The organism is Halanaerobium sp. DL-01, from assembly GCF_003338615.1.
GTDB lineage: Bacteria > Bacillota > Halanaerobiia > Halanaerobiales > Halanaerobiaceae > QPJE01.
In genome coordinates this window covers 1-1213 of record NZ_QPJN01000078.1, presented here as the reverse complement: position 1 = coordinate 1213, position 1213 = coordinate 1, and the positions used below count along the sequence as shown (strand labels likewise).

Below are 1213 nucleotides of genomic sequence, written 5' to 3'. Positions count from 1 at the left end.
CCAGTTTTTCTTCGGCCATTTTATAAGCCTCCTCATAGCTTAACTCTATCCTTGCTACACCGGACTTTACAGCTGCCTCTGCTACTGCTGCTGCAACATGTGGTCCAACTCTACCATCAAAAGGTTTTGGAATTACATATTCTTCTGTAAGTTCTTCTTCACTAACTAAATCTGCCAGTGCCTGTGCGGCTGCCAGCTTCATTTCCATATTAATCTCTGCTGCTCTTACATCCAGTGCTCCGCGGAAAATACCCGGGAAGGCAAGTACATTGTTGATCTGATTTGGATAATCAGAACGACCTGTTCCTACAATTCTGGCTCCTGCTTTTGTGGCAAGTTCCGGATCTATTTCTGGATCTGGATTTGCCATAGGGAATACTATTGGATCATCAGCCATATCTTTTACCATTTGTTCTGTCATTACATCTGCTACAGATACTCCTAAGAAAATATCCGCACCTTTTATAACATCTCCTAAATCACCTTTTTCTTTGTTTGGGTTTGTTGTCTTTGCAATCTTTTCTTTAATCTCATTCATGTTCTCTCTGCCTTCATAAAGAGCGCCGCGGCTGTCTAGAAGAATAACATTTTTGGCTCCTTTTTCCATTATGATTCCTGCCAGAGAAATTCCAGCAGCCCCTGCACCATTAATTACTACTTTTAAATCTTCAAATTTCTTATCGACAATTTTAAGTGAGTTTATAATTGCACCTAAAGTAATAATTGCTGTTCCATGCTGATCATCATGGAAAACAGGAATAGGCATTTCTTCTTTTAATCTTTCTTCAATTATAAAACATTCTGGTGCTTTAATATCTTCCAGGTTAATTCCGCCAAATACAGGTTCCATCATCTTTACTGTATTGATTATTTCTTCTGGGTCTTCTGAATCAAGACAGATTGGGAATCCATCTATAGCACCAAACTCTTTAAATAATACTGATTTTCCCTCCATTACAGGTATTGAAGCTCTGGCACCTATATTCCCAAGTCCTAAAACCGCGGTACCATTGGAAACAATGGCTACAAAATTGCTTTTATTGGTATATTTATATACATCATCACTGCTGTCAGCAATTGCCAGACATGGATAGGCAACACCTGGAGAATATGCAAGAGTTAGGTCATCTTCATTTTCAACCTTAACCTTTCCTGCTACTTTTAATTTCCCCATGTTTTCTTCATGCATCTTTAACGCTTTTTCTTTTAAATT

Annotated in this window: 1 protein-coding gene; it reads right to left on the bottom strand. The window is 38.3% G+C overall.

From position 1 onward, the window contains the following. The coding region (locus DER71_RS11860; protein WP_114459033.1) for an NADP-dependent malic enzyme at nucleotides 1–1213 on the bottom strand (1213 nt) is incomplete at both ends.